Origin of the sequence: Flavobacterium sp. WC2409 (assembly GCF_041200085.1) — a bacterium.
Classification (GTDB): Bacteria; Bacteroidota; Bacteroidia; order Flavobacteriales; family Flavobacteriaceae; genus Flavobacterium.
On the sequence record NZ_CP165625.1, the window covers coordinates 3,617,259 to 3,636,407 of the forward strand.

The following is a 19,149-nucleotide window of genomic DNA, read 5'->3' on the forward strand; positions in this document are numbered from 1 at the left end:
CAAACTTATTCAAAACTTATGGCACAATCTGCATTATTGAAGTCGTCAATAGCTAAAAAAGTGGCTATGGCGCTTTCAGGACTTTTTCTGATGTTGTTTCTAGCACAGCACTTCTTTATCAACATGACTTCGGTGTTTAGTCCCGACGTATTTAATTCTATATCTCATTTTATGGGGAATAATCCCTTGGTTCAATTTGTAATTCAACCCATCTTAATTGTAGGTGTTGTTTTTCATTTTATTATGGGATTTGTTTTAGATTTTAAAAATAGAAGCGCAAGACCAATCGCTTATGCAAAAAACAACGGAGCTGCAAATTCTACTTGGGCATCAAGAAATATGATTATTTCTGGTTCAGTAATTTTGGCGTTTTTAGGATTACATTTTTATGATTTCTGGGTTCCAGAAATGGTTTATAAATATGTAGCTTTTAATCCACTAGATGACACTAGATATTTTCATGAATTAGCAGAGAAGTTTGAAAGCCCAGTTCGTACCGCTTTGTACTGTATTTCATTTGTACTGTTGTCTTTACACTTACAACATGGTTTCAGTTCTTCTTTTCAGTCGATAGGACAAAACAATAAATACACAAAAGGAATGAAAAATTTCGGATTAGGTTTCGCAATTGTTATCCCTTTAGGATTTGTATTTGTAGCATTATTTCATCATTTCAATCATTAATATTAAATTATAATGGCATTAGACTCAAAAATTCCAAGTGGTTCGATTTCGGATAAATGGACAGATTATAAAGATCATATTAATTTAGTAAATCCTGCAAACAAGCGTAACTTAGATGTTATCGTTGTTGGAACAGGACTAGCTGGAGGTTCTGCTGCTGCAACATTAGCAGAATTAGGATATAACGTAAAAGCTTTTTGTTTTCAAGATTCACCTCGTCGTGCGCACTCTATTGCAGCACAAGGAGGAATCAACGCAGCGAAAAACTATAAAGGAGACGGAGATTCTGTTTTTAGATTGTTTTATGACACTGTAAAAGGAGGAGATTACCGCGCTCGTGAGGCAAACGTACACCGTTTGGCTGAAGTTTCTACTAATATTATTGACCAATGTGTGGCTCAAGGAGTTCCATTGGCACGTGAATATGGTGGATTGCTTGACAACCGTTCTTTTGGTGGAGCCTTAGTTTCTCGTACATTTTATGCACAAGGACAAACAGGACAACAATTATTATTAGGTGCTTATTCAGCAATGAACCGTCAAATCGGTCGTGGAAAAATAAAAATGCACAACCGTCACGAAATGCTAGATATAGTAATCGTAAACGGTAAAGCAAGAGGAATTATCGCTCGTAACTTGATTACAGGTGAAATCGAAAGACATTCTGCTCATGCAGTTGTTATTGCTTCTGGAGGATACGGAAACGTATTTTTCTTGTCTACAAATGCAATGGGATCTAATGCTACTGCAGCTTGGAAAATCCATAAAAAAGGAGCGTACTTCGCAAACCCTTGTTACACACAAATTCACCCAACATGTATTCCAGTTTCTGGAGACCACCAATCAAAATTAACGTTGATGTCGGAGTCTTTGCGTAATGATGGACGTATCTGGGTTCCTGCAAAAATCGAAGATGCTAAAGCAATTCGTGAAGGAAAGAAAAAAGCCAAAGATCTAACGGAGGCAGAAAGAGATTATTACTTAGAAAGAAGATATCCAGCATTTGGTAACTTAGTTCCTAGAGACGTTGCTTCTCGTGCAGCTAAAGAAAGATGTGACGCAGGTTTTGGAGTTAACAAAACAGGTGAAGCGGTTTATTTAGATTTTGCAGCAGCAATTCAACGTTACGGAAAAGAGCAAACCTATGTAAAAGGACTTGATTCTAATGATAATGCGCTTGTAACTAAATTAGGTACTGAAGTTGTAAAAAGTAAATATGGGAATTTATTCCAAATGTATTATAAGATTGTAGATGAGGATCCTTATACTTCACCGATGATGATTTACCCAGCGGTACACTACACAATGGGGGGAACATGGGTTGATTATAACTTGATGACTACAATTCCAGGTTGTTTCTCTATTGGAGAATCTAACTTCTCAGATCACGGAGCGAACCGTTTAGGAGCTTCCGCTTTGATGCAAGGTTTAGCTGATGGATATTTTGTATTGCCTTACACAATTGGTGATTACTTATCTCCAGATATTAAAATGGGACCGATCTCTACTGATTCTCCAGAATTTGAAGCTGCAGAAAAAGGGGTAAAAGACCAAATTGTGAAATTCATGAACAACAATGGAACACATTCTGTTGACTATTTCCACAGGAAATTAGGAAAAATTATGTGGGACAAAGTTGGTATGGCTCGTAATGCTGAAGGATTGAACGAAGCTATTACTGAAATTGCTGCTTTACGTGAAGAGTTTTACAAAGATGTTAAAGTACCAGGAACGGATAAAGGTTTCAACCAAGAACTAGAAAAAGCGACTCGTGTTGCCGATTTCCTTGAACTAGGTGAATTATTCGCAAAAGATGCATTACACCGTAACGAATCTTGTGGAGGTCACTTTAGAGAAGAGTATCAAACGGAAGATGGTGAAGCAAAACGTGATGACGAAAACTTCGCATACGTTGCTGCTTGGGAGTACAAAGGGAAACCAAGTGACGCTGTATTACATAAAGAAGATTTGGTATTTGATGCCGTTAAACTAGTTCAAAGAAATTACAAATAGCAATTAGTCGAAAGGCAAAAGTCTTACAGTCAAATGACTCCATGTCAAGCGACTTTCGACTTTCGACTTTATGACTTTCAAACTAAAATAGTATGAAACTTACATTAAAAATATGGCGTCAAAAAAACGCCCAAGATAAAGGAGCAATGGTTGATTATCAAATCGACGGAATTGAGCCAGATATGTCTTTCCTTGAAATGCTAGACGTTTTCAATGAAGATTTAATGAGTAAAGGGGGTGAGCCAGTTGCATTTGATCACGATTGTCGCGAAGGAATTTGCGGAATGTGTTCTTTGTACATCAATGGTGAAGCTCACGGACCTGATAGAGGAGTAACCACTTGTCAATTGCACATGCGTATGTTCAAGGACGGTGATACGATTACAATCGAGCCTTTCCGTGCAGCTGCTTTCCCAGTAGTAAAAGATTTAGTAGTTGACCGTAGCTCATTTGATAGAATCCAACATGCAGGAGGATTTATATCAGTGAATACTTCAGGAAACACTATCGATGCCAATACCATTCCAATCAACAAAGAGGATGCTGATAAAGCATTTGATGCTGCAGCTTGTATTGGTTGTGGAGCTTGTGTTGCGACTTGTAAAAACTCATCAGCAATGTTATTCGTAGCAGCCAAAGTTTCTCAATATGCTTTATTACCACAAGGGAAAATTGAAGCAGTTGATCGTGTATTAAACATGGTGCACCAAATGGATGCTGAAGGTTTTGGTAACTGTACAAACACTGGAGCATGTGAGGTTGAATGTCCTAAAGGAATTTCTTTAGAGAACATCGCTCGTATGAACAGAGAGTACATGTCAGCAAGTTTAAAAGGATAATAATCCAAAATATTCTTTGTCAGTTCGAGCGCAGTCGAGAACACACAAAGAATCTACATTTTAAAAAACGCATTCATTCATTTGGATGCGTTTTTGTTTTTTGGGGTGTCCTCCGCAAAAGCTCCGGTCGGGCTATGCGTAGCAATCTTTTATTCCATTGCATTTCATAAAAGGATTTCCACTGCTATCCCTCACCCTAAGAAAGAACATTAGCTTGATGATTTGTAGTAATTTATTTGTTATATTTGGTAAATACAAAAGAGCTAAAGAGTTGCTAATCTTGACTTTTCAAAGGATTTGCCATTACGCTTTTAATTAAAAAAACATTTTTTAAAAGAATGTGTCTCTATATAGTCCCGATTGCGTTTCTATTTAGATGTGTTTGTTTTACAAATGAATTATTGTGAATTAAACAAAAAAACTATAAAAACTGATGAATAAGAATTTATATTGGTCTGTTTTCAAAAATTTGGAAAAAGAACTTATTGAGTTATCTAATCAGATACATATTGATGATAATCAACTTAATGTTTACTCAGTAAAAATTTCTGAACTTTTAATTAGAACTGTTGTCGAAATTGAATCGCTTTCAAAAGAATTATATCAGATGATAGGTGGAACAAAACCTAATGACAAAACCTTATTCTTTGATACAGATTGTATTCAGCTTATAGAGGAAAGATGGAAATTAAGTAAAAAAAAAGTCTTTATATCTGCTGTTAATTTTTATTTAAATGATGATAAAAATAGGATACAAACACCTTTGAGAAAAGCCAATAAAATGGGTAGTAGTTCCTCTGATTGGCAAAAAGCGTATCAAGCAGTAAAACATAATAGAGTTAAAAACTTATCGAAAGGGAATCTAAAAAATTTAATTCAAGGATTAGCAGCGTTGTATCTTATGAATGTGTATTATAAGGATACTATATTCGAATCTGTAAGTGATTCCTCAGGAACAAATTTTGATTCGAGTATGGGATCTTCTATTTTCTCTATTAAAACTCATCGAAACAATGGAATTCATCCAGAATTAGAATATAATAAGTTAGATGATTTTGATGAATGTACATATTTGATAAAGGCTACGGATAAAACTCGAGAAGAACTTCAAAAAACTATGGCTATTTTTAACGATGAATATCAAAAAAAAATTTCCCAAAACACTGTTGAAGAAATTGGAAAATTAATAAATGAAAAGCAAATATTGATTAACGTGGATAAAAATATATTAATTCAAAAAATTAGGGATAAATCTCTATCTCAAGTTAATAAAGAAATTCTAATTAACACAAAAAATTTTTCTGACGGCCTTAATTATGAAGCAGTTCTTAATAAACAGCAATATTAAATTTTAAATTTCAAACCAGATAGCGCGGATATAAAATACATGCCCACAAAGTATTTCTCCAAAACAATTTTTAAACTAGATTATAGTTTCTTGGTGTTTTTAAAAATCCGTTTAAATCTGCGTTCAAATTTCACATGCCGTATTTCTCAATAAAACATCATCATCTGTATTTCATTTTTTAGTAATTTTATAAAATGAAAGTAGCTATAATACAGTCGGCCATAGTTTGGGAAAACCCAGATGCAAACAGAACTTATTTTGAAGAAAAAATTAATGCAATTGAGGATAGTATCAATCTCATTGTACTTCCTGAAATGTTTACAACCGGTTTTACGATGGAACCAGCCCAAGTGGCGGAGTCTATGAACGGCAAAACAGTGTTGTGGATGCAAGCTTTGGCGAAAGCCAAAAACTGCGCCATAACTGGAAGTGTTGTCATTGTAGAGAACTCAATTTTTTACAACCGCATGTTATTTGTATTTCCCTCTGGAGAAATACAGCATTATGACAAACGACATTTGTTTACACTCGCAGGGGAAGATAAAGTATACTCTAGAGGTGCTCAAAAATTGATTGTAGACTACCTAGGTTGGAAAATTTGTCAATTGGTATGTTATGACTTACGATTCCCGGTTTTCTCTCGTAACGTAGAGGATTACAATATATTGATTTATGTAGCAAGTTGGCCTAAAACTAGGATTAAAGCTTGGGATACTTTACTTGCAGCACGTGCTATTGAGAATATGAGTTATACTATTGGTGTAAATAGAATAGGGAACGACAATAATGGATATGAATATGTAGGTCACTCACAAGTGGTAGATTACTTAGGAGAACATTTGATTGAACCAATGGAACAGGAAGGTGTTTTTATAACCACTCTTGATAAACCTAAATTAATTGAAGTTCGTAAAAAGCTTAATTTTTTAAGTGATAAAGATAATTTTGAAATTATAAATTAAAAACTAGAATTTTTCTTGGGATCTATTTTCTTTTTTGGCTCAGGCGTATAAGGAAGGCTTACATCAAAAACTTGGTCTACATCCCAGTTGGCACGCACATCTATTTCTTTAGAAAAATAAACCACTTCTTCGGCGTATCTTTTTTCTAAATAATTACCAGCGTCATATTGTTTGTTTTTATTATCATCATAAATAATTCGAAGGGTAAATAGTGCGGGGTCAAGTAAATTGAAGTCGACGACATTGTTTTTTTCAGAATATTCTGAAGCGATGACGTCTCCTTTTGCATTGGTAAGCTCCACTATTACTGGAAAATGCTTTACGTTTTGCAATTGTACGCGTAGATTACCATATTCGGCAGTATTCTTTGTAGTTAGATTGTAGGTTAAGCTATCATTAGTTTTTTCATAAAAATCAGTAAGCGCACCTGGTAAAAGTGAAATAGTGTATTTTTCAGCAGGAGATTTTTTGAAATCAAAATATAGTTTTTGATTAAAATCATCATATTCGGTTGTAAAATCTATTGCTGTTGAATCTTTTGAAACTAATTTTATTTTTGAATTGTCAAATTTAATAAGCGGTATTGAGCTTTCTAAAGTGAATCGGTCTCTAAAATTCAATATCCCATTCTGCAAGGCAGATATGTTTAAAGAATCCTTTTTCTGATCTTTAACTTTCAACATGAAATTTTCTTGGTATTTCCCTTTGGAAACAGATAAAGCCAAAGAGTCTGCTTTTATAGGTTTATACCATATTTGTAAAGAATCTTTTTTTGGCATTTGTGTAATGATGGTTGGAATCACATCAGAACCTTTTTTAAGCGTGATTTGAGGTTTTGAGTTCTTTAAGTTTTGTTTGCCATTATAACCGAGTAATAATCGATTACCAGAAGCTTGACTAGGTTTTAAAGCTTTATAATCTAGTGTTTCTTTAAAGAGCTCCAACTCAAAAATGGAGTCGTTTGGGATAGTAATATATTGTTTTCTAAATCCTATTTTATCTTCTTTAGGGTTGAATTTATTGTTACTATTTTTATCTTTTAGAGCTACTAATAGATATTTTCCCGCTTTTAAATTTTCTAATCGAAACGTTTTTAAGCTATCTAAAGTATTAGTAACATATCTTGGAGTGTCTTTGTAGACAACCGAATCTTTAAAGCTGTCATTTACTTCATACAACATGACAGAGACAAAAGACTCTACTTCTTTATCGTAAGCATCTTTTATTTTGCCGCCTATAGCTAGTGAATCAATAAAATCTCCTGTTGAGAAGACATATTTAAATTGATTGTAAGGGTTACCTTCGTTGTTGTCAGCAATACTTTGACCAAAATTAAAACTGTAGGTGGTATTGGGTTGTAAGGTGTCTTTTATTTTTATGGTTAGAAACTTACTAGCAGTTGTAGGTAATATTAGAGGCTCCTGTTTCATAGGAGGTGAAATAATTAATTGCTTGTTTAGGTTTTTTAATTTTATGTTTTCGTCAAAAACTAATTTGATTTCATCGCCTTTAAAATTTGTGCTGAAGTTTTTTGGGAAGCTCATTGTTAAAACGGGAGCAATAGTGTCTTTAAGACCGCCTGTTATAGTTCCTCTTTTAGCACAATTGGCTAGTGATAATGCTAAAAGTATAAATATAATGAGTGTGCTATTTTTCAACATATAGAATTTGAATTTGATAATACAAAATAACAATTATATTTACGGTAATTGAAATTTTTATAGATTTATTATGATTGCCTAATTTGAATTGAAATAGAACGCTTTCATATGCTATAATGAAATAAGTTGTAGTTGTATTTTTGGGTAAAATTTTTTTGAGATTTTAATTAGTAAATTTGGAGTATTGTACAACAGGTTATACAAGATAAAGTTATTTAATAAAATTAGAGGAATGAGAAAAATTGAACATATTGGAATTGCAGTTAAAGATTTGGATGTATCTAATGCTTTATTCGAAAAATTATTTGGAGCTCCAGCTTATAAATCAGAAGAAGTGGCTAGTGAAGGTGTGATGACTTCTTTTTTTCAAAATGGCCCTAATAAAATCGAACTTCTTGCAGCTACAAACCCAGATAGTCCAATTGCTAAATTTCTTGAGAAAAAGGGAGAAGGCATTCATCATATTGCATTTGATGTGGAAGATATCGTTCAGGAAATTGCCCGATTAAAAAAAGAAGGCTTTATAGTATTGAATGATGTTCCAAAAAAGGGAGCAGATAATAAAATAGTAGCCTTTTTGCATCCAAAAAGCACAAATGGGGTGTTAATTGAGTTGTGTCAAGAAATAAAATAATTTTAGAATTCTAATAATCAGTAGTTTTGAATTTTTATGGTTTTATAATTGCAATTATCTAGAAAACTAAGTAAAAAATATTTGGAGTAAAGAAAAAATAGTAGTAATATTGCAAACTCTAAACCGGTCCTATAGCTCAGCTGGTTAGAGCACCTGACTCATAATCAGGTGGTCCCTGGTTCGAGCCCAGGTGGGACCACATTAACCCTTCAAAATTATTATTTTGAAGGGTTTTTTAATATAGGCAAAAACCAGACTAGTTAAAATATCGTATCTTTATATGTTAAAGGAGATTGTATGTTATTTAAGGTTAAATAGATTTTTTTTTGTCAGCTAATTTACTATTTTTGAAGCCAATGAAGATTGTGTCAAACAAATTTTATATTTTATTCATTTTCCTATTTTGGATTATGGACCTTACTGCTGGCAATGGTGCTGGTTCAGGTCCACCGTCTCCGACTGGAAAAAAACCACCACCTCCACCAGGGCTTCCAATAGACGATAATATTATAGTTTTATTTATTTTAGCGCTATTATTTGGGATATATATTATTTATACAAATACGTTAAAAACGAAGACTTCAGTTTAATAGAAGCTCTTGTAATTTTATACAAAAAGCCCCGTCAAAATATTTTGACGGGGCTTTTTGTATAAAATTAATTATGTTGTTATGCTATTAAATCTAGTACTAATGAGGGAAATAAACCTAAAGCAATATTCAAAACAATTGCAATTACCGCAACAGCATATATTACAACTGGCGTTCCTGTTCTTGTTTCATTAGCTTCTTTCGTATACATTGCAAGAATTAATTTAAAGTAGTATCCTACGCTTATAATCGAATTTACTACAGCAACTATTACTAAAGCAATATAACCAGCTTGAATCGTTTGATTGAATAAAACCATTTTTGCAAAGAATCCAGCAAAAATTGGAATACCCGCCATCGATAACAAGGAGGCAGTTAGAATTGCGGCCAATAAGGGATTAGTTTTTCCTAATCCATGAAAATTGGTGATATCTTCATTTTCGGTATTTTTACAAACATACAATATAACACTAAACGCTGCGATTCCTGCTAACGCATAAGCAGATGTATAATACAGTAAACTTCCAGCAGCATTTGTAATACTTAGTAATGTCATCAACATAAATCCAGCATGTGAAATTCCAGAGAAAGCCAACATACGCTTTACATTTACTTGACGCAATGCCATAATGTTACCCACTGTCATGGAAGCCATAGAAATGATTACAATTACGATTTGGAAAGAAGGAGACAAGTCTGCATTCATTACTGTTAGTAATTTAAATAAGGTAGCGATAGCAACAACTTTTGCTAATGTACTCATTAAAGCAGTCGTTAAAGCAGGTGAACCTTCATAAACATCAGGAGCCCAAAAATGAAAGGGTACAGCAGCAATTTTGAAAAACATTCCTATTGTTACTAATGCAATTCCGATAGGAAACCAAACTGGTAATTCAGCTGATCTTGACAATTCACTGATTTCAGTTACATCAAAAGTTCCCATAGCTCCGTAAATTAAACAAATACCGAACAAAATAATTCCTGAAGCAAAAGATCCCATTAAGAAATATTTCAATCCGGCTTCATTACTTTTGATACTTAATCTATTGCTAGCCGCCAAAATATAAAGAGCAATAGACAACACTTCTATTCCTAAAAAGAACATGGCTAAGTTCCCAAATGAAACCATTGCTACAGTCCCTGCCAATAAAAAAACTTTAATGGCGATAAAATCAGATATCTTAGTTTGGTGATTTTCATAAAATTTATGACTCAATGCTACTAAGAAAATCGTTAGTATGATAAACAAACCAGTGAATGCTGTAGAAAACTTACTCACAATAATCATATTATTGTAATACGATTGTGGAGAATAAAATTCAGATATGTTCAGACCAAGAATGGCCAATAATCCAATAATTGTTATAGGAACAATGGCTTTTCTTAATTCGAAAATTTCAAATAAAAGGCATAAAACACCTAATCCTATTATAGCTATTAATGTATTCATTTTTTTTATTTGACTAGTTAATTCTATTAATTTGAGTTAAAATATTTTCCAAACTTGGAGTAATCAAGTCTGTAATTGGTTTTGGATACAATCCGAAAAAGAATAATACTGCAATGATAAGTACCAAAGCTAATCCTTCTTTTAAAGTTACATCAGCAAACACTTTTGTATTGGTTTCTCCTAACATTACTTGTTGGTACATTTTTAACATATAGTAAGCTCCTAGGATAATCGTTGTTCCGCCTAAAAGAGCAAACCAAACATTGATTTGAGATAAACTATATAAAACCGTAAACTCACCCACAAAGTTGAAAGTAGTAGGCAAGGCAACTGATGCCAATACTAAAATCAAGAACATGGAAGCAAATTTTGGTGATTGTGTACGAATACCACCCATTTCAGCAATGGTTCTCGTTTCATATCTTCTGAAGATTATTTCAGAGATAAAGAACAATCCAACTACTACAAATCCGTGCGCAATCATTTGTAAAACCGCACCTCGTAATCCGTCAATAGTCAATGTATAGGTTCCTGCTGCAATTAGCCCTACGTGTGCTAACGAAGAGTAAGCCAATAATTTCTTTAGGTCTTTTTGTCTTAAAGCGACAATCGATCCGTAGATTACTCCAGCGATTCCTAGAGCGATAAAGATGTTCATGTATTCTTTGGCTGCAAGCGGAGCAATTGGCAACTGCCAACGAATCACACTATATAATCCCATTTTTAACATGATACCAGATAGTAACATCGTACCTACAGCGGGTGCTTTTTGGTACACATTCGCTTGCCAAGTATGGAAAGGAATAATTGGAATTTTAATAGCATACGCTAAAAAGAACGCCAAAAAGATCCATAATTGTTCTGCTGCGGATAAATTTAATTTATATAAATCTTCGATTAAGAAACTTCCTGCTTTTTGATATAGATAAATAAAAGCAACAAGCATAAATAAAGAACCTGCTAAAGTGTAGATAAAGAATTTTACAACTGCTTTTTTACGCTCTTCAGCATCGCCATTACCCCAAATTAATGCGATAAAGTAGATCGGAATTAAAGATAATTCCCAGAAGATATAATATAAAAGTCCATCTGCTGCAAGGAATGTTCCTACCATGGCAAATGACATAAATAAGATAAGTGCATAAAATGCTTTCGCATTTTTATATTCAGTACCAAATGAAGTGTAAATAATGATCGGTGTCAATGCTGTTGTCAATAAAAGCATGGCAATTGCTAATCCATCTGCCTTTAAAGCAAAAGAAACATTGGGTTGATTTATCCATTGGCATAAAAAGCTTATGTTTTCACCTAAATTATAATGGTTTAACAATACAATCGAACAGCCTAATGCTGCTATTCCAAAGAACAAAGCCACTTTTGAAGCTAGTTTATCACCAGCGATATAAGTTGCAAATGCGCCAACTAAAAGTATAATTAATATTAGAGATACATTCATAGTATAAAATTATTGAGCTAAAAATAAATAGGTTATGATGGCACAAATGCCTAATACAAAAACAAACAGATAACGTCCGATACTTCCGTTTTGTATTTTTTTACCTTGAAAACCTATTTCGTTGGTTACTTTTCCTAGACCGAAAACTAAAGACGATAAAGTAGTTTCTACATTATCTCTAAAGAATTTTGATAAACCGTTTATTGATTTTACAAATATAGAATCATAGATTTCATCAACATAGTATTTATTATAAAGTACTTTGGCAAATCCAGTAATTTGTGAATCTTCTTCTGGAACGCTATTTTGTTTGATGTATTTGGCGTAAGCAATCCCTATTCCAACTAATCCACCAATCACAGCAATTAACATCAAAGTGTATTCTGTTGTTCCAAAATGGTGTTCTTCAGTAGCTACTTTTGTAAATAACGGAGCCAAGTATTCGTTCAACCAGCTATTTGTAGGTAAACTAATTAATCCGCCTATAGTTGCTAAAATTGCTAGAACAATTAATGGGAACGTGATTAAAGAAGGACTTTCATGTAAATGATTTTTTTGTTCAGCCGTACCTCTAAAATCATTAAAGAAAGTAAGGTATAGTAAACGGAACATATAGAAAGCTGTCATTAGAGACGCTAATGAAGCGATGAACCACAGTATTTTGTTGTGCTCAAACGCAACCATTAAGATTTCATCTTTCGAGAAAAAGCCTGAAAAAGGTGGGATTCCTGAGATGGCTAATGACGAGATTAAGAAAGTAAAGAATGTGATTCCCATTACTTTTTTCAATCCACCCATTTTTCTCATGTCTTGTTCGCCATGTAACGCATGTATTACTGAACCTGATCCAAGGAACAAACAAGCTTTAAAAAAAGCGTGAGTGATTACGTGGAATACAGCTACTTCGTAAGCTCCTAATCCTAATGCTAAGAACATTAACCCTAGTTGAGAAACAGTAGAGTAGGCTAGTACTTTTTTAATATCCGTTTGAACTAATGCTATTGTTGCAGCTACAAGAGAGGTAACAGCTCCTACAATGGCAATGATGTTTTGAACATCTGGGGCTAAATCAAATAAGTAATTTAATCTGGTGATCATAAAGATTCCTGCAGTTACCATCGTTGCGGCATGTATTAATGCCGAAACTGGTGTAGGTCCTGCCATCGCGTCTGGTAGCCAAGTGTACAATGGGATTTGTGCTGATTTTCCACAAGCTCCTATGAACAATGCAAAAGCAGCGATAGAAATCCAATACATATTAAGATCAGTAGCACCTGTAATAGCAGTTTTTAAAGTAGCATAATCTAAAGTAGAAAACATGGAACCAATAATGAATATCCCGATTAGTAATCCAAGATCTCCAATTCTATTCATGATGAATGCTTTCTTAGCAGCATCATTGAATTCTTGATTTTTATGCCAGAAGCCGATAAGAAGGTAAGAACAAAGTCCAACTCCTTCCCAACCGATGAATAATACCAATAAATTGCTTCCAATTACCAAAGTAATCATGAAGAAGATAAATAAATTCAAATAAGCAAAATACTTGTGCATGTTCTCGTCATCATGCATATAGCTGATCGAGTACATATGAATCAATGAACCAATACCTGTTACAAAAAGCAACCATAAAATAGATAATTGGTCTAAAAGAAAACCAAAGTCTACTTTGAAATTACTAATTTGAATCCAATCAAACAATTGAATTTGGATTGCTTGATGAGTTTGGCTAATCTGCATGAAAAAGTAAACAGAAGCTGCAAATGAAGTTGCGACAGTTAATGTCCCAAGAATTCCAGAAGCCGATTTTCCGATGCTTTTTCCGAAGAAAACATTAAATAAAAATCCTATAAAAGGAGCTAGTAATAAGAGTAAAGTTAAACTTGTATCCATTGAAATTTATCCTTTTAAGTTTTTTAAATTATTGATGTCAATTGAACCTAAATTTCTAAATATCGAAACTAGTATTGCTAATCCTACAGCAACCTCGGCAGCGGCCACGGCCATAGAGAAAAATACAAAAATTTGTCCTTGTGCATCTTGATGGTAAGTAGAAAAAGCAACAAACAAAAGATTGACAGCATTAAGCATAATTTCGATTGACATAAATACGATGATGGCATTACGTCTATATAATACTCCGAAAACTCCAATACTAAAAAGTATCACAGAAAGGAAGATATAGTTTTCGATGCCTATTTCATTTAAAATATTGTTCATGTTATTTCTCTGTTTTTTCTTTTTTAGACAATAGAACCGTTCCAATCATTGCTACTAAAAGCAAGATAGAGGCAAATTCGAATGGAACCATGTACTCATTCAATAGTACTTTTCCTAAAACTTTTATTGATTGGTAATCTTCACCAGTAAAGTCGTATTCACCAGTAATTGGTTTCGAGTTGATGAAAACAGCAAGTAGAACCAAGCAAATCAAACAAAAGGAAACAATAGCTCCTAAACGAGTGATTCTAGGTTTATGAACTTCATTTTCTTTATTCAAGTTCATTAACATGATCGTGAATAGAAACAAAATCATAATTGCTCCCGAGTATACTATGATATGAACTACTGCTAGAAACTGTGAGTTCAATAATAAATAATGTCCTGCAATCGAGAAAAAACAAACAACAAGATATAGCGCACTGTGAATTGGGTTTCTGCTAAAGATTGTCAAAAATGCAGTTGACAATGTGATGGCAGCTAAAACACAAAATATAATAAGTATAGTTGACATTAGTTGGCGTTTTTAAGTTGTGCATTTTTCATTGCGATATCTAATGGCATAACCAATTTATCTTTTCCAAAAATAAAATCTTCTCTTTCATAACTGGAAGGAACCAATACTTTTGAAGTAGTCAGGTAAATAGCGTCTTTTGGACAAGCTTCCTCACACAAACCACAAAAAATACAACGCAACATATTGATTTCATAAATCGAAGCATATTTTTCTTCACGGTACAAATGTTTTTCTTCCGGCTTACGTTCTTCGGCTTTCATGGTAATTGCTTCCGCAGGGCATGATAAAGCGCATAATCCACAAGCAGTGCAGTTTTCTCTTCCTTGCTCATCGCGTTTCAACATGTGTTGACCACGGTAAACGGGACTCATTTCACGTACTTGTTCTGGATATTGAATCGTAACTTTTCTTGTAAATAAATGCTTGATTGTAATCATCAAACCCTTGACAATTGCAACAATGTACATTCTTTCCAAAAAACTCATCTCTTTATTAGAGACTTGCTTTTTTCTTCCCGATAAGGATATGGCTTCTATTGACATTTTTTTATTTTTTATTTAAAGCTTCTTCCTGCTATTCGTTTCAATCTTTTATCCTGAACTTGTTTCAGGATCCTGAAACAAGTTCAAGATAAAAGGATTTCCACTGCTATCAGGGCTAGGCGTTTTTTTGATGCTATTTAAAATCCGAAATAAATGGCGATTTGATCTCTCAAAATCACAATTCCAGTGATTATAATATTGATGATTGATAACGGAATTAATACTCTCCAACCTAAATGCATCAATTGATCGTATCTAAATCTTGGAATAGTCCATCTTACCCACATGTAAAAGAAGATGAAGAAACATATTTTTCCAAATAAAACTCCAATTCCTATTACGTTAGCAATATTCACTCCCCAGTGTTCTACTGCCCAAGCCATTCCTGGATAGTTGTAAGCTCCAAAGAACAAAACAGCTATAATGGTAGAAGAAATAAACATATTTGCATATTCAGCAAATAGGTAGAATCCCATTTTCATAGAGGAATATTCCGTATGGTATCCACCAATCAATTCACTTTCGCATTCCGCTAAGTCAAATGGTGTTCTATTTGTTTCAGCAAAAGCACAAATTAAGAATATGAAAAATGATAATGGTTGGTAAAATACATTCCAGTGCATTCCAGGTTGTTGCGCAGCAATTTCTCTCAAACTCAATGTTCCTGTCATCATCAACAAAGCAATAATAGACAATCCCATAGCAACTTCATAAGAAATCATTTGTGAGGCAGCACGAACCGCTCCCATCAAAGAGAATTTATTATTAGATGCCCATCCACCAATCATGATTCCGTAAACTCCCACTGACATTACACCAAATACATATAATAAGGCTACATCAATATCAGTCGCTTGTAAAATAATGTCTCTACCAAAAAGGTGAAACTTATCTCCCCAAGGAATTACTGCGCTGGTCATCAAAGCAGTACTCATAGCAATTGCTGGCCCTACGAAGAATAAAAATCTATTTTTTGTGTCTGGTTCAAACTCCTCTTTCGAGAATAATTTTAAACCATCAGCTAACGGTTGAAGAATTCCACCTTTACCAGCTCTATTTGGTCCAATTCTATCTTGAAGCCAAGCTGCTACTTTACGTTCAGCAAGCGTAGAATACATCGCCATTACCATTGTAATTGCAAAAACAACTAAGATGATGACACTTTTTTCTATAATTATAGTACTATCGATCATAGGTTAAAGATTTCCGTGATTAAATTTTTCTTGATCTTCTTTATCCAATGGGATAGCAGGCATGCTTATCTTTTTACGATCTTGTTCTCTACCTTTTAGAATTCCTTCTTCTGTAGCAATCGTTACTGTGTCTAGTTTTTGTGTGTAATTGTTTTGATTGATAACCGAATCTTTATCAAATTCTCTTGGTCCTTCAATAACCCAGTCCGCTGGATCTTTGTGGTCAAAACGACATTCATTACAAATGAATTCTTCTACTTCATGGTACACATCTTTACGACCTGTAACTCTTTGAATTTCGTCACCAAACATCCAAACCGTAGTTTTTCCACAACATCCTGGAGTAGTACACTCTCTGTGTGCATCGTAGGGTTTGTTGAACCAAACTCTTGATTTGAAACGGAATGTTTTGTCAGTTAATGCACCTACTGGACATACATCGATCATATTTCCAGAGAATTCATTGTCAATTGCTTTGGAGATACAAGTAGAAATATTCGAATGATCTCCTCTGTCCATAACTCCATGTACACGATTGTCTGTCAATTGATCAGCAACCATTACACAACGGTAACAAAGGATACAACGGTTCATATGTAATTGAATATTTGGACCTATATTTTCTGGTTCGAATGTTCTTTTTTCTTCTATGAAACGGCTTTTTGATTTTCCGTGTTCAAAACTTAAATCTTGTAAATCGCATTCTCCCGCTTGGTCACAAACTGGACAATCTAAAGGGTGATTGATCAATAAAAATTCAGTTACAGATTGTCTCGCTTCTCTTACTCTATCCGAAGATTTGCTGTTTACTTCCATACCATCCATGCATCCTGTTACACAAGAAGCCATCAATTTTGGCATAGGTCTTGGATCTGCTTCACTACCTTTAGCTACTTCCACTAAACAACAACGGCATTTTCCACCGCTTCCTTTTAGTTTAGAATAATAGCACATCGCTGGGGGAACAGATTCACCACCAATCATACGTGCTGCTTGCAGGATAGTTGTTCCTGGTTCTACTTCTATGCTTTGACCGTCTATTGTTACTTTCATTTCTTACTTTTGTTTTTTTAGTTTAAAGCTTAAAGTTTCAGGTTGTTACACTTGAAACTAAAAAAAACTTGAAACTTGAAACTATTTTAAACTGTTTGTTTTGTTACTAAGTGCTTTACTTGAGCAAATGGTTCTTCTACAAAGTGATTTCTATTTTTTATTTTTTCTGGGAAACGAACATGGTATTCAAATTCATCTCTAAAATGACGAATAGCTGCTGCTACTGGCCATGAAGCAGCATCTCCAAGTGGGCAAATCGTGTTTCCTTCAATTTTACTTTGAATACTCCAAAGCAAATCAATATCCTCTTCACGACCTTGTCCGTTTTCAATACGCCACAATACTTTTTCTAACCAGCCTGTTCCTTCACGACAAGGGGAACATTGTCCACAGCTTTCATGGTGGTAAAAACGAGCAAAGTTCCAAGTGTTACGTACAACACAAGAAGTGTCATTGTAAACGATAAATCCTCCAGAACCTAGCATCGATCCTGTTGCAAATCCTCCATCACTTAAAGATTCATACGTCATCAAACGATCATCACCATTTGCTGTTTTATAAATTAAATCAGCAGGTAAAATGGGTACAGATGATCCTCCAGGTACTAAAGCTTTCAAAGGTCTAATAGAACTCATTCCGCCAAGATATTCGTCAGAATTCATAAATTCATAAACAGATAAGCCCAATTCAATTTCATAAACACCAGGGTTTTTTACATGTCCTGAAGCAGAAATTAATTTAGTTCCAGTAGATCTTCCAATCCCTATTTTGGCATATTCATCACCTGAATTGTTTACAATCCATGGCACTGAAGCAATTGTTTCTACATTATTTACCACAGTAGGATTTGCCCACAATCCAGAAACTGCTGGAAATGGTGGCTTAATACGAGGATTTCCTCTTTTTCCTTCTAATGATTCAATCAATGCAGTCTCTTCACCACAGATGTAAGCACCAGCTCCACAATGAACGTAAAGTTCTAAGTCGTAACCAGTACCTAATATATTTTTTCCTAACCAACCGGCAGCTTTCGCCTCGGCAATGGCTCTTTCTAATATTTTATAAACCCACATGTATTCTCCACGAATGTAGATATACGATAGGTTTGCACCCAATGCAAAACTAGAAGTAATCATTCCTTCGATCAATAAATGAGGAATAAATTCCATCAAATAACGGTCTTTGAAAGTCCCTGGTTCTGATTCATCAGCATTACAAACTAAATGTCTTGGTTTTCCTGATTTTTTATCAATAAAACTCCATTTCATTCCAGCAGGAAATCCAGCACCACCACGACCACGAAGTCCTGATTTTTTTACTTCTTCAACAACTTCGTCAGGAGTCATTGCTTTCATTGCTTTCTCTACAGATGCGTAGCCACCTTCTTTACGATATACTTCGTAAGTTTTGATTCCGGGAACGTTTATTTTATCTAATAATATTTTTTTTGACATCTTATTTATCGTGTAATATTATTTTATTATCTCTACAATCAGCGATTAACTGATCAATTTTGTCTTCGGTAAGGTTTTCTTTGTAAAAATCACCCAATTGCATCATTGGTGCGTATCCACAAGCACCTAGACATTCAACTCCTTTTACTTCAAATAGACCGTCAGCAGTGGTTTCACCTATTTTAACGCCCAATTTTTCACAAGTATAATCCATCAAATCTTCAGTTCCTTTTAAACAACAAGGAGAAGTTTGACAAAATTCAAACATATATTTTCCAATAGGTTTTTGATTGTACATGGAGTAGAACGAAACTACTTCATAGACTTCAATTGGTAGAATTTGAATAATTTCAGCGACTTTGTCCATTAATTCAGTGCTAAGCCAATTTTCATGAGCATCTTGCACTTCGTGTAGAACGGGTAATAAAGCTGATTTTCGTTTGTCTGCGGGATAATGACTAATTAATTCATTGATGCGATTCATCAACTCGTCAGTCATATTTATTTCTTGTTTGTAAGGGGTACATTTCATA

At 34.1% G+C, this 19,149-nt stretch carries 17 protein-coding genes and 1 tRNA gene; 7 read left to right on the top strand and 11 right to left on the bottom strand.

What is annotated here, in order from left to right; all coding sequences use genetic code 11:
- The first annotated feature begins 18 nt into the window (after positions 1-18).
- The 5 genes from AB3G34_RS15465 (at position 19) to AB3G34_RS15485 (ending at position 5,846) form a co-directional block, all read left to right on the top strand.
- Positions 19-684: a succinate dehydrogenase cytochrome b subunit gene (locus AB3G34_RS15465; RefSeq protein ID WP_367756579.1), complete on the top strand. Its 666-nt coding sequence runs from the start codon at positions 19-21 to the stop codon at positions 682-684.
- 12 nt (positions 685-696) lie between these two features.
- Positions 697-2,697 (top strand): fumarate reductase/succinate dehydrogenase flavoprotein subunit, encoded by a 2,001-nt coding sequence (locus AB3G34_RS15470; RefSeq protein WP_369752956.1) that lies wholly within the window; start codon positions 697-699, stop codon positions 2,695-2,697.
- A 92-nt stretch (positions 2,698-2,789) separates the two neighbouring features.
- Positions 2,790-3,536 (top strand): succinate dehydrogenase/fumarate reductase iron-sulfur subunit, encoded by a 747-nt coding sequence (locus tag AB3G34_RS15475; protein ID WP_367773049.1) that lies wholly within the window; start codon positions 2,790-2,792, stop codon positions 3,534-3,536.
- A 433-nt stretch (positions 3,537-3,969) separates the two neighbouring features.
- Complete coding sequence (locus AB3G34_RS15480) at positions 3,970-4,884, top strand: hypothetical protein (protein ID WP_369752957.1); 915 nt, start codon at positions 3,970-3,972, stop codon at positions 4,882-4,884.
- Positions 4,885-5,078: 194 nt separating this feature from the next.
- Positions 5,079-5,846 (top strand): amidohydrolase, encoded by a 768-nt coding sequence (locus tag AB3G34_RS15485; RefSeq protein WP_369752958.1) that lies wholly within the window; start codon positions 5,079-5,081, stop codon positions 5,844-5,846.
- On the opposite strand, the gene AB3G34_RS15490 is transcribed toward AB3G34_RS15485, so the two are convergent.
- Entirely contained in the window at positions 5,843-7,507 is a 1,665-nt protein-coding gene (locus AB3G34_RS15490; protein WP_369752959.1) for an Ig-like domain-containing protein, read from the bottom strand. The genes AB3G34_RS15485 and AB3G34_RS15490 overlap by 4 nt on opposite strands.
- Before the next feature lie 232 nt (positions 7,508-7,739).
- Here AB3G34_RS15490 and mce point away from each other — a divergent pair, with 232 nt between their 5' ends.
- Entirely contained in the window at positions 7,740-8,141 is a 402-nt protein-coding gene (gene mce, locus AB3G34_RS15495; RefSeq protein WP_367773060.1) for a methylmalonyl-CoA epimerase, read from the top strand.
- A gap of 125 nt (positions 8,142-8,266) precedes the next feature.
- Positions 8,267-8,340 (top strand) — tRNA-Ile (locus AB3G34_RS15500).
- 470 nt (positions 8,341-8,810) lie between these two features.
- Here AB3G34_RS15500 and AB3G34_RS15505 read toward each other — a convergent pair.
- The 10 genes from AB3G34_RS15505 to nuoE all read right to left on the bottom strand — a co-directional run bounded on the left by AB3G34_RS15505 (position 8,811) and on the right by nuoE (position 19,148).
- On the bottom strand, positions 8,811-10,181 hold the full coding sequence (locus AB3G34_RS15505; RefSeq protein ID WP_369752960.1) for an NADH-quinone oxidoreductase subunit N: 1,371 nt from the start codon (positions 10,179-10,181) through the stop codon (positions 8,811-8,813).
- A gap of 13 nt (positions 10,182-10,194) precedes the next feature.
- Complete coding sequence (locus AB3G34_RS15510) at positions 10,195-11,637, bottom strand: NuoM family protein (protein ID WP_367773064.1); 1,443 nt, start codon at positions 11,635-11,637, stop codon at positions 10,195-10,197.
- Between the two features lie 9 nt (positions 11,638-11,646).
- A complete protein-coding gene (nuoL, locus tag AB3G34_RS15515) occupies positions 11,647-13,530 on the bottom strand; it encodes an NADH-quinone oxidoreductase subunit L (protein ID WP_369752961.1) in 1,884 nt (627 codons plus the stop codon).
- A 6-nt stretch (positions 13,531-13,536) separates the two neighbouring features.
- Positions 13,537-13,857, bottom strand: coding sequence for an NADH-quinone oxidoreductase subunit NuoK (gene nuoK, locus AB3G34_RS15520; RefSeq protein ID WP_007137055.1), 321 nt, complete (start codon positions 13,855-13,857; stop codon positions 13,537-13,539).
- Between the two features lies 1 nt (position 13,858).
- Complete coding sequence (locus AB3G34_RS15525) at positions 13,859-14,371, bottom strand: NADH-quinone oxidoreductase subunit J (RefSeq protein WP_367756597.1); 513 nt, start codon at positions 14,369-14,371, stop codon at positions 13,859-13,861.
- The gene (locus AB3G34_RS15530) at positions 14,371-14,916 is read right to left on the bottom strand and encodes an NADH-quinone oxidoreductase subunit I (RefSeq protein ID WP_367756599.1); all 546 of its coding nucleotides are present in this window, start codon (positions 14,914-14,916) and stop codon (positions 14,371-14,373) included. The genes AB3G34_RS15525 and AB3G34_RS15530 overlap by 1 nt, the downstream gene beginning before the upstream one ends.
- Positions 14,917-15,053: 137 nt before the next feature.
- A complete protein-coding gene (gene nuoH / locus AB3G34_RS15535) occupies positions 15,054-16,106 on the bottom strand; it encodes an NADH-quinone oxidoreductase subunit NuoH (RefSeq protein ID WP_367774093.1) in 1,053 nt (350 codons plus the stop codon).
- 6 nt (positions 16,107-16,112) lie between these two features.
- Positions 16,113-17,162, bottom strand: a complete 1,050-nt coding sequence (locus AB3G34_RS15540; RefSeq protein WP_367773067.1) for a 2Fe-2S iron-sulfur cluster-binding protein — start codon at positions 17,160-17,162, stop codon at positions 16,113-16,115.
- An 86-nt stretch (positions 17,163-17,248) separates the two neighbouring features.
- Positions 17,249-18,616, bottom strand: coding sequence for an NADH-quinone oxidoreductase subunit NuoF (gene nuoF / locus AB3G34_RS15545; protein WP_369752962.1), 1,368 nt, complete (start codon positions 18,614-18,616; stop codon positions 17,249-17,251).
- 1 nt (position 18,617) lies between these two features.
- The gene (gene nuoE, locus AB3G34_RS15550) at positions 18,618-19,148 is read right to left on the bottom strand and encodes an NADH-quinone oxidoreductase subunit NuoE (protein WP_367756605.1); all 531 of its coding nucleotides are present in this window, start codon (positions 19,146-19,148) and stop codon (positions 18,618-18,620) included.
- Position 19,149: the final 1 nt, after the last annotated feature.

Bases quoted from the DNA above. Each gene is read 5' to 3' on its own strand.
- AB3G34_RS15465 (WP_367756579.1), top strand. From the start codon at position 19: ATGGCACAATCTGCATTATTGAAGTCGTCAATAGCTAAAAAAGTGGCT.
- AB3G34_RS15470 (WP_369752956.1), top strand. From the start codon at position 697: ATGGCATTAGACTCAAAAATTCCAAGTGGTTCGATTTCGGATAAATGG.
- AB3G34_RS15475 (WP_367773049.1), top strand. From the start codon at position 2,790: ATGAAACTTACATTAAAAATATGGCGTCAAAAAAACGCCCAAGATAAA.
- AB3G34_RS15480 (WP_369752957.1), top strand. From the start codon at position 3,970: ATGAATAAGAATTTATATTGGTCTGTTTTCAAAAATTTGGAAAAAGAA.
- AB3G34_RS15485 (WP_369752958.1), top strand. From the start codon at position 5,079: ATGAAAGTAGCTATAATACAGTCGGCCATAGTTTGGGAAAACCCAGAT.
- AB3G34_RS15490 (WP_369752959.1), bottom strand. From the start codon at position 7,507: ATGTTGAAAAATAGCACACTCATTATATTTATACTTTTAGCATTATCA.
- mce (WP_367773060.1), top strand. From the start codon at position 7,740: ATGAGAAAAATTGAACATATTGGAATTGCAGTTAAAGATTTGGATGTA.
- AB3G34_RS15505 (WP_369752960.1), bottom strand. From the start codon at position 10,181: ATGAATACATTAATAGCTATAATAGGATTAGGTGTTTTATGCCTTTTA.
- AB3G34_RS15510 (WP_367773064.1), bottom strand. From the start codon at position 11,637: ATGAATGTATCTCTAATATTAATTATACTTTTAGTTGGCGCATTTGCA.
- nuoL (WP_369752961.1), bottom strand. From the start codon at position 13,530: ATGGATACAAGTTTAACTTTACTCTTATTACTAGCTCCTTTTATAGGA.
- nuoK (WP_007137055.1), bottom strand. From the start codon at position 13,857: ATGAACAATATTTTAAATGAAATAGGCATCGAAAACTATATCTTCCTT.
- AB3G34_RS15525 (WP_367756597.1), bottom strand. From the start codon at position 14,371: ATGTCAACTATACTTATTATATTTTGTGTTTTAGCTGCCATCACATTG.
- AB3G34_RS15530 (WP_367756599.1), bottom strand. From the start codon at position 14,916: ATGTCAATAGAAGCCATATCCTTATCGGGAAGAAAAAAGCAAGTCTCT.
- AB3G34_RS15540 (WP_367773067.1), bottom strand. From the start codon at position 17,162: ATGAAAGTAACAATAGACGGTCAAAGCATAGAAGTAGAACCAGGAACA.
- nuoF (WP_369752962.1), bottom strand. From the start codon at position 18,616: ATGTCAAAAAAAATATTATTAGATAAAATAAACGTTCCCGGAATCAAA.
- nuoE (WP_367756605.1), bottom strand. From the start codon at position 19,148: ATGAAATGTACCCCTTACAAACAAGAAATAAATATGACTGACGAGTTG.